The organism is Phocicoccus pinnipedialis, assembly GCF_903994035.1.
Classification (GTDB): Bacteria; Bacillota; Bacilli; order Staphylococcales; family Salinicoccaceae; genus Phocicoccus; species Phocicoccus pinnipedialis.
This window is the reverse complement of sequence record NZ_CAJEWB010000002.1, coordinates 75,836-86,012: the sequence shown is the minus strand read 5'-3', so window position 1 is coordinate 86,012 and position 10,177 is coordinate 75,836. Positions and strand designations below refer to the sequence as shown.

Genomic DNA, 10,177 nt, shown 5'->3' with positions numbered 1-10,177 from the left:
TGCTTATTTTGTTTGTTTCTTAGCTTTTTTTTATGCTTGACGTTGTGCTTCTGCTTTTTGAGCTGCTACTCTTTGTTGCTCAGCTTTGATCGATGCTTGACGATCTGCTTCTGCTTTTTGTGCTGCTACTCTTTGTTGTTCAGCTTTAATCGCTGCTTGACGATCTGCTTCTGCTTTTTGTGCTGCTACTCTTTGTTGTTCAGCTTTGATCGCTGCTTGACGATCTGCTTCCGCTTTTTGTGCTGCAATTCTTTGTTGCTCAGCTTTGATCGCCGCTTGACGATCTGCTTCCGCTTTTTGTGCTGCAATTCTTTGTTGCTCAGCTTTGATCGCCGCTTGACGATCTGCTTCCGCTTTTTGAGCCGCAGAAACATCTTCTACTGTTTCAGAAGTTTCTTCAACTACTGGAGTGTGTTCAACCACTTCAGCTTCTTCAGTTACAACTTCTGTCACTTCTTCAACTACTGGAGTGTGTTCAACTACTTCAGCTTCTTCAGTTACAACTTCTGTCACTTCTTCAACTACTGGAGTGTGTTCAACCACTTTAGCTTCTTCAGTTACAACTTGTTCAACTACTGGCGTTTCTACTTCGCCTTTTAGTACAAGAACTTGTCCTGGGAAGATTAAATCAGATTTTAAGCCATTAACTGCTTTCAATGTGTTCAATTCAACGCCTGTTTCGCGGGAGATTTTGTATAAAGTGTCTCCAGATTGGATCACATAGGCATCAGTTGCTGATTGAGTTTTTTCTACTTTAGTTGCGTCTATTGATTCAATTGCAACTTTTGGTGCAGATACTTCTTCTACTTTGTCAACATTAAGTTTTAATGTTTGTCCTGGTAAAATCAGATCCGTTTTTAAGTTGTTTGCTTCCATGATTACTTTGTATGATACACCATACTCATTACCAATAGCCCAAAGTGTGTCTCCAGCTTTTACCGTATATGTATTCGCATTGTTGTTCGTAAATGACTGACTGTATGATAAAACATCACCAGGATGAATTAAGTTACTTGATAGATTATTTGCTGATTTAAGATCAGCTACTGTAGTACCTACAGCATTCGCAATACCCCAGAGTGAATCTCCTGATTTAACCGTTACTTCTTGCGCTTGGATATTCGCTACTGATGTACCTGCCAGAGCTGTTAAAGTTGCTACTGAAACGACCGTCTTTTTCATGTATTCTTGTTCCTCCTAGTTATTTTATGTTTTATTACTGTCTAATTGCGTTTTGAAATATGTAGATATGTCATTATTTTAAGATATGACCAAATATAACATAAAAGTAAGCGATTTAATGCGTTGTAACCGTAATGTAATATAAACGTTAAAAACCGTTGTACTTTTTTTCATTTTGCTTACTTCTTAATAATCCTATTTTAAAAAATAAAAGTCCGAGGATGAACTCGGACTATACATCTATTTTAAATATAAGGAGCGTATTAATATCTGTAATATCCGTCAACGTAACCATGAACGTATGATACAGCTCTTAAGCCAACGCCTTCAGATGGGTTAAGTGCATCTACCATCATACCGTTACCCACATATACTCCTACATGTGAATAATTATTGAAGAAAACGAGATCTCCTGGTTGCGGGTTGGATACTCTCGTTCCAGCATCTCTTTGACCCCATGTTGTACGTGGGATATTTTTACCTTTATATTGTGCCATGAATTGTTGTGCGAATGATGAGCAGTCTACAGCATACGCACTGTTTGCACCATATACATATGATTTACCTTTTGCAAGGTTTAATGCGATTGTATATGCATTGCCATTACCTTGAGAAACAGGTTGAGATGCTTGTTGTGATGCCAATTCACGTTCACGTTTTTCAGCTGCTTTTTGTGCAGCAATTCTTTGTTGTTCTTTTTGAGCAGCGATGCGTGCTTCTTCTGCACGTTGTGCTGCTACTCTTTCTTGCTCAGCTTTGATCGCCGCTTGACGGTCTGCTTCTGCTTTTTGTGCTGCTACTCTTTCTTGCTCAGCTTTAATCGCCGCTTGACGGTCTGCTTCCGCTTTTTGTGCTGCTACTCTTTCTTGCTCAGCTTTGATCTCCACTTGACGGTCTGCTTCAGCTTTTTGTGCCGCCGCTTTTTCTGCCGCTACACGATCTGCTTCTGCTTGTTGTGTTGCTGCAACATCTTCTGTTGTTTCAGAAGTTTCTTCAACTACTGGCGTTTGTTCAACTACTTCAGCTGCTTCAGTTACAACTTCTGTCACTTCTTCTACTGCTGGTGTTTGTTCAACCACTTCTACTTCTACTTCTTCTACTACTGGTGCTTCTACTTCTCCATTTAATGCAAGCACTTGTCCTGGATAGATGAGATCAGATTTTAAGCCATTAATTGATTTTAATGTATTTAAGTCAACACCTGTCTCGCGTGCGATTTTGTATAAAGTGTCTCCAGTTTGGATGACATATGCACCTGTTGATGGTTCAGTTGCTTCAACTGTTTCTACTTCTGTTACTTCTACTTCTGCTGATTCCACTGCAACTTCAGGTACAGATACTTCTTCTACTACGTCTACATTAAGTTTTAATGTTTGACCTGGGAAGATTAAATCAGTGTTTAAGTTGTTGATTGACATGATTTCTTTATAAGACAGTCCAACTTCATTCCCGATTGCCCAAAGTGTGTCACCTGATTTTACCGTGTATGTATCTTTCGATGCTTCTACTTTTTGATTAAAACTTAATACATCGCCTGGGTGGATTAAGTCTGATTTGAGATTGTTCTCTGCTTTTAAATCAGCAACAGTTGTACCTACTGATTGTGCAATATTCCAAAGAGAGTCACCTGATTTTACTGTTACTTCTTCTGCGCTTGCTGATACAGCTGATACGCCTGTTAATGCTGTTAAAGTTGCTACTGAAAAAATCGTCTTCTTCATTCTTATAATATCCTCCTACGGTTTATAACTCTGTTTCTCTAAATTCGTTTTATTAGTTGGTACTAACTATACCATAGTGGATTAATGATTTTCCCATTGTTACAGTTTTGTAACGTAACCGTTAGATTAAATTCATACATATTATTTGTGTGAATGTAGCCACTTCACAAGTGCATCAAGCTCTTCATCGTCTTTTACAAGCCCTGATGGCATGCTTCGTCTTCCGTTTATTACAACGTTTTTAATGTCCTCTTCTGATAATTTTGAGCCGATATGTCTAAGATCTTTCATACTACTTCCGCGACCATCTAGGTCTTGGCCGTGACATCCAACGCATGTTTGCTTATACACAAGCTCTCCTGGTTCTGAGTCCGCGACCGTCTCTTTTTGTACCGTGCTTCTATCTTCTGTGGTGCCACAACCAGCCAGAAGAATAACAAAAAGCAACACTGTAATTCTTGTTCGCATAATATTCTCCTTATATGTATTTACTTTTCCCAATTAAAAAAGCCTTAGGGGCGCGTGGCCCGCTAAAGCTTACTTATGATCTGCTAACCATGAAGCAAGTGCGTCAATGTCCGCTTGGTCTTTAACAAGACCTGCTGGCATCCCGCCTTGACCATTTTCAATTATGTCTTTGATTTCATCTTGAGATAATCGATCGCCGACTGTTGAAATGTCTGGACCAGAAGCACCAGTTAAGTCACTACCGTGACAGCTTGCACACGTTTGGTTGTAAATTTTTTCAGGATCAACATCACCTGTGTTAGCGTCATCAGTAGAATCTCCACCTCCGCCACAAGCTGCGAGCGTGAGAACTGCTGCGAATGAAAACGTTGCTAATAACTTTTTCATAAATTAACCCTCCTCATCTTTAGTTATAATTATGTATCACTTGCTGCTGTTATTCAATACCCTTTACTTATATTTAGAAACACTATAATTGAAACATTTGAACTTAGCGTACACTCCAATCAATGTCCAAAAGACAATCCCAAAGGACCATTAAATCATAAAAAAACCGAACTCTCGAGAGAATTCGGCCTTTTTATTATCATTAACTTACATGCCACCTGAGATAGGCGTCAATGAAGCCGTTTAAATCGCCATCCATCGTCTTGTCCGTATTACCGACTTCATATCCAGTTCTGTGATCTTTGATCATTGAATATGGATGGAAGACATAAGATCTAATTTGTGATCCCCAACCAATTTCTTTTTGTTCACCTTTAATTTTGGCGATTTCTTCTTTTTGCTTTTCAAGTTCTAATTGATATAACTTAGATTTCAGCATCTTCATTGCGGTTTCTCTGTTTTTTATTTGTGAACGTTCGTTCTGACACGTCACTACGATTCCGCTCGGATGGTGAGTAATTCGTACTGCTGAGTCTGTCGTATTGACGTGTTGGCCACCCGCACCACTCGAACGATATGTGTCAACGCTGATGTCGTCAGCATTAATTTCAACGTCAATTTCAGTATCTTTAAACTGTGGTGTTACTTCGCATGAAACGAATGACGTGTGTCTGCGGCCAGACGAGTCAAATGGAGAGATACGCACTAATCTGTGTACACCTTTTTCTCCCTTTAACATGCCGTATGCGAACGGTCCTTTGACTAGAATCGTCACACTTTTTACTCCAGCTTCATCTCCAGACTGATAATCTAAAGTTTCGAGCTTAAATCCTTCGTGCTCAGCAAAACGTTGATACATACGTAACAACATTTCTGCCCAGTCTTGTGCCTCTGTTCCTCCGGCTCCAGGATGAAGTTCTAAAATTGCGTCAGAGTCATCGTGCTCTTCGCTAAGTAATAAATTCATTTCATAATTATCCGCTTTCTCTTTTGCGGATTGAACCATGCCAACAATATCGTTAGCCAGATCTTCATCAAATTCTTCCTCAAGCAATTCAAATGTCACTTCGATGTCGTCGACTTCTGCTTCAATCTCATTGTAGCCACCCACGACTTCTTTTAGCGCGTTAGTATCTTGAATCACGGCGTTCGCCAACTCTTGGTCATCCCAAAATGTAGGCTCTGCCATGCGTTCTTCATTCTCTTGTATATTGACTTCTTTTTCCTCTAAGTCAAAGAGACCCCCTAAAGTTTTCGAGTTTGTCTCTCATTTCAGATAAGAATTGTCTAATTTCACTTTTTTCCATACATTACTCCTTAAGCACCGTGACAGTTCTTGTATTTCTTACCAGATCCACATGGACATGGGTCATTACGGCCTACAGTCACTTTCTTTCTCACGGGCTGACGTTTTACTTTTTCTTTCCCGTCTCCAGTTTGCATCTTGCTTCTGTCTACAACTTGTTCACGCTTCACTTCTTCGTCGCCTTGAACTTGAGTTTTCAGTACGTATTTCGCCGTGGCATCTTCAATCGAGAGCATCATGTTTTCAAACATTACGAGCCCTTCGTTTTGATACTCACGAAGCGGGTTGATTTGACCATATGAACGTAGATGAATACCCGTTCTCAGTTGGTCCATAGCATCAATATGCTCTGTCCACTTCTGGTCGATTTGTCGTAACATCATCATACGTTCAAATAAGCGCATGCGCTCGCTTGTTAGGATTTCTTCTTTGTTCTCTAGCTCTTTACGTGCTTTCGCTTTTACGTGCTCGATGATTTCATCGTCTGAACGGTTTACAATATCTTCAACATCGATGTCATCTTCTTTTAAGTACATATCTACAAGTACATTTTTCATATTTTCGTAATCCACAGAACCTTCAATTTCTGTGTTTAAAAATTCAACTGTGCGTGCAATTGATGAGTCAATCATGCCGTAAAGTAATTCACGCACGTCTTCTTTATCAATGATTTCGTTACGCTCACCATAGATGATTTCACGCTGACGACGGAGTACATCGTCATATTCGAGCACGCGTTTACGGGCGTCGAAGTTGTTACCTTCAACACGTTTTTGTGATGATTCAACACCACGTGTAATGAATCCACTTGTTAATTGCTCGTCTTGCATACCAAGACGATCCATCATTGCTTGAATTCTGTCTGAACCGAAACGCAGCATAAGATCGTCTTCTAGTGAGAGGTAAAATGTACTTACCCCTACGTCACCTTGACGACCTGAACGACCACGTAACTGATCGTCAATACGACGTGACTCGTGACGCTCTGTACCTATAACAGCGAGTCCGCCAAGTTCTTTGACGCCTTCGCCGAGCTTAATGTCTGTACCACGACCAGCCATGTTCGTCGCGATTGTTACTGAACCGCGCTCACCAGCGTTTTCAATGATTTCTGCTTCCATCTCATGATGTTTCGCATTTAGTACGCTGTGTCTTATACCATGTTTTTTCAGCAAATCAGAAATGTGCTCAGATGTTTCAACCGCAACTGTACCAATTAAGATTGGCTGCCCTTTTTCGTGTCTTTCTTTTACTTCATCGATTACCGCTTCAAATTTATGCTCTTTTGTCGAGAACACTTTGTCGTTATTGTCTATACGAGCAACTGGTCTGTTCGTTGGAATTTGAGTGACACGCATGTTGTAGATATTTAGGAATTCCTCTTCCTCAGTTTTCGCTGTACCCGTCATACCTGACAGTTTGTTATACAGTCTGAAGAAGTTTTGGAAGGTAATTGAAGCGAGTGTCTTAGATTCTTTTTGAATCTCTACCGCTTCTTTGGCTTCAATTGCTTGGTGAAGACCTTCAGAGAAGCGTCGTCCAGGCATTGTACGTCCCGTGAATTTATCTACAATTAAGATTTCATTGTTGTCAACAACATAGTCTACGTTCTTTTCCATCGTATAATTCGCACGGAGTGCTTGGTTAATGTGGTGCAGGGTGCCCACATGTTTTACGTCAAACAAGTTTTCTAGCTTATACCATTTCTCCGCTTTCGTCATACCCTCTTCAGTTAAGAGTATTGTATTTTTACGTACGTCGTACGTGTACTCTTCATCTCTTTTTAAAGTGCTAACGAAAAGTTGTGCTTGAACGTAAGCGTCTGTTCTCTCATCAGCAGAACCCGAAATGATTAGTGGCGTACGTGCTTCGTCGATTAAAATAGAGTCCACCTCATCCACCACACAGTAGTTTAGCGTGCGGAGTACGCGGTCTTTTTTATACGTCACCATATTGTCACGTAGATAATCGAACCCGAGTTCGTTGTTTGTTGAATATGTGATATCACATTCAAATGCTTCACGTTTTTCCTCAGCATTTTTCGAGTTTAAGTTAAGGCCAACTGAAAGTCCTAAGAAGTTATATAGGATAGACATTTCTTCACTCTGTATGCTTGAGAGGTATTCGTTCACAGTGATCACGTGAACACCGCGGCCAGTTAGAGCGTTTAGGTATACAGGCATTGTTGCAGTTAACGTTTTACCTTCACCGGTTTTCATCTCAGCGATATCACCGTTATGCAGCGCGATACCACCCATTATTTGGACTTTAAATGGTGTTAGGCCGAGAACACGTTTCGAGCCTTCACGCACGATTGCAAATGCCTCTACTAAAATTTCATCCAAAATTTTATTTTGTTTTTTAATATCATCTTTATGTTCTTTAAGTCTCGCTTGGAATTCTTGTGTCTTTTCTAGCAGTTGTTCGTCGCTTAATGCACTGATTGTACTTTCTAAAGCAAGTACTTGATCTGCTTGTTTTGATAGTGATTTTAATTCGCGTTTATTACCATCAAACATCTTACGCAAAATGCTCATGCAAATTCTCCTAACACATTAGTTATCATCATACTATTTTACCAAATAAATCTTTTAAAATAAACGTAAGCACATTAAAAGCCCCGAATGATTCATTCGGGGCTAATTTCTGTATGTCTATTTAATTTGTTTCAATTAAACCGTACTGACCATCTTTACGTTTATATACAATGCTAGTGCCATCTGTATCTCTGTCGTTAAATACGAAGAAATCATGACCGAGCATGTCCATTTGTAAGATTGCTTCTTCAGCATCCATTGGTTTTAGAGTAAATTCCTTAGATTTGAAAATTTTAATTTCCTCATCTTTATTCTCTTCTTGAACTGGCTCTTGAACGCTAAACATGTCTAATTCAGCTTGAGCTGTCTCACGGAACTTGCGGTTAATTTTTGTTTTATGCTTTCTGATTTGACGTTCTAACTTATCTACCGATTGGTCTACCGCAACATATAAATCATCGTGAACTTCTTCGGCACGTAGAGTCAAACCTTTCATTGGAATTGTTATCTCAAATTTCCCTTGCTTATTTTGATACGTTTTAATATTTGCATGTGCAAATACCTCTGGGTCATTTTTGAAGTAACGTTCTAACTTGCTTACTTTGTCTTCGATGAATCCTCTGATCGCATCTGTTACCTCGATGTTTTCTCCTCTGATTTCTACTTTAATCATGATGAAACCTCCTAATGAATCGGTTATTTCTTAATACCCATTATACCAAACTACCTAAACTTTTGAAAACGTTAACACCTTAATTTCGTTTACTCTATGCATCATTAGCACATTAACCGCATGTGTCATCGTCATCCCTGTTGTATAAATATCATCTACTATTAGTATTCTCTTATCTAATAGTTTTGAAACATCAAAAGTAGATTTAATTGTGAACGGGTTTTGACTTTCTGTGCGTTCTATTTTTGAACGTTCTGACTGCCTTTTCCTATGCGATGTTTCTAAAACATCTGTATATTTTACTTTTAAGCAGTCAAGCACTTCAGTCACTTGGTTGAACCCTCGTTCTTTAAGTCGTTTACTAGATAACGGAATCGAAATCACAAAGTCATATTGTTTAAAATTATGAGAGACAAATGAAGCAAGCACTTCTTTTAAAGCATTATCACCCATAAATTTATAGCGGTGGAAAAGATTGGCGACCGCTTCATTGTAACTTAAGAAGCTAATGACTTCATGAGGATATTCATAATTCGTATCTGTTTCTTTTAATAATTCAGTGCTACAAGATTCACAAATCGGAGAATCTTTCTCAAACATATTGAGTATCGACATCTCGGTCAAAATGGTGTTATGGCACATCAAACAGATCATCTACACCTCTCCTTTATTCAACTTACGAATCGTATGTCTTGTTTTAAGTAGCGCTAATGTATTATGACTTGTGAATAGATAGACATGACCGACCGGGTCTATGATTTTTCTTCCTGCACGTCCAGCAATTTGAACGAGGCTTGCACTATCAAAATATTCTGCGTGAACAACATATACGTCTAAACATTTAAACGTGACACCTCGCTCTAATATTGTTGTTGTTACTAAAATATCGAGTGTGTCATTTCTCATCTCTTCGACTTTTTGTTTTCTTGATTGATCACCACTATACACATAATCTATTTTTGAATAATGGTGTTTCAGTACCGCCATAAAAGGTGCGAGCATTCTAATTTCTGGCACAAAAATTAAAACTTTGCGTTTATCTTTTACACTCTTATCCAGGTATTCTTTAAGCGTTTTGTCTAGTTTATTTTTTTTAAACTGTTTTTCAATATTACGATAAATCACCTCAGGCACTGTTAACTTGTATCCATGATATCGTCTTTTTATTGTGACGATTTCAGAATTTTTAAACCCGGATAAGAGTGCGCGATTCGGTGTTGCTGTAAGTAAAATGCACGACCCATTTTTAGTAAGTGCGCGTCTGATTTGTTTTTCCAGAATTTTATCTCCATCAAGTGGAAAAGCATCGACTTCATCAACAATGATTACGTCAAAATGCTCTATAAAATTATAGAGTTGATGCACTGTGCAAACTGTAAAAACAAAGTCCGTCTCGATTTTTTCGTCAGCATACAACAAATCGATGCGCGCCGTTACAAACGCGTCTTTCAGTCGCATATAGATTTCACGAACGACATCGACGCGTGGTGACACGAATGCAACATTTAACCCATTATTTCTCGCGTATTCTATCCCTCGGAATGTGATTTCAGTCTTACCTGCTCCTGTCACAGCATATAACATCAAGTCATGATTATTTTGTATGGCTGAAACAATTCTGTCCGAAGCATGCTGTTGTTCAGAATTCAGCTCAAAGTTCAGTGTGAAATTTAAATGATCTGTGTAGCGTGTCGTATCTTCATAGAAAATTGGTGATAGACTATCACTTCGACCAAGTGCGATACAATTTAAACAATACGTACACAGCCCTCTTAAATCTTTAAAAGTATAAAACAAGTTCTGCTGATTATTACTACATCGTAGACATTTATATTTGCCTTTTTCACCTACGACACCACGTCGCGTGTATACATGGTGTCCTTTATATTTTAGTTTCATATGT

Annotated in this window: 9 protein-coding genes; all 9 read right to left on the bottom strand. The window is 38.9% G+C overall.

All coding sequences use genetic code 11. The features are described 5' to 3' along the window. Positions 1–30: 30 nt before the first annotated feature. Complete coding sequence (locus H9D55_RS00480) at positions 31–1,182, bottom strand: LysM peptidoglycan-binding domain-containing protein (RefSeq protein ID WP_186075861.1); 1,152 nt, start codon at positions 1,180–1,182, stop codon at positions 31–33. Positions 1,183–1,445: 263 nt separating this feature from the next. After that, the gene (locus H9D55_RS00475) at positions 1,446–2,903 is read right to left on the bottom strand and encodes a C40 family peptidase (RefSeq protein WP_186075859.1); all 1,458 of its coding nucleotides are present in this window, start codon (positions 2,901–2,903) and stop codon (positions 1,446–1,448) included. Positions 2,904–3,044: 141 nt separating this feature from the next. Continuing rightward, positions 3,045–3,371, bottom strand: a complete 327-nt coding sequence (locus H9D55_RS00470; protein WP_186075857.1) for a c-type cytochrome — start codon at positions 3,369–3,371, stop codon at positions 3,045–3,047. Between the two features lie 69 nt (positions 3,372–3,440). Next, on the bottom strand, positions 3,441–3,758 hold the full coding sequence (gene cccB, locus H9D55_RS00465) for a cytochrome c551 (protein ID WP_186075855.1): 318 nt from the start codon (positions 3,756–3,758) through the stop codon (positions 3,441–3,443). Positions 3,759–3,960: 202 nt separating this feature from the next. Further along, positions 3,961–5,065, bottom strand: a protein-coding gene (prfB, locus tag H9D55_RS00460) for a peptide chain release factor 2 (protein WP_186075853.1) whose coding sequence is annotated in 2 segments (ribosomal slippage) — positions 3,961–4,992 and positions 4,994–5,065 — 1,104 coding nt in all. Because the reading frame shifts where the segments join, the coding sequence is not laid out codon by codon here. Between the two features lie 10 nt (positions 5,066–5,075). Next, positions 5,076–7,601, bottom strand: coding sequence for a preprotein translocase subunit SecA (gene secA / locus H9D55_RS00455; protein WP_186075851.1), 2,526 nt, complete (start codon positions 7,599–7,601; stop codon positions 5,076–5,078). Between the two features lie 121 nt (positions 7,602–7,722). Further along, positions 7,723–8,274, bottom strand: a complete 552-nt coding sequence (hpf, locus tag H9D55_RS00450; protein WP_186075849.1) for a ribosome hibernation-promoting factor, HPF/YfiA family — start codon at positions 8,272–8,274, stop codon at positions 7,723–7,725. Positions 8,275–8,328: 54 nt separating this feature from the next. Beyond that, a complete protein-coding gene (locus tag H9D55_RS00445; protein WP_186075847.1) occupies positions 8,329–8,874 on the bottom strand; it encodes a ComF family protein in 546 nt (181 codons plus the stop codon). A 54-nt stretch (positions 8,875–8,928) separates the two neighbouring features. Then, the gene (locus H9D55_RS00440) at positions 8,929–10,173 is read right to left on the bottom strand and encodes a DEAD/DEAH box helicase family protein (RefSeq protein ID WP_186075845.1); all 1,245 of its coding nucleotides are present in this window, start codon (positions 10,171–10,173) and stop codon (positions 8,929–8,931) included. Between the last annotated feature and the right edge of the window lie 4 nt (positions 10,174–10,177).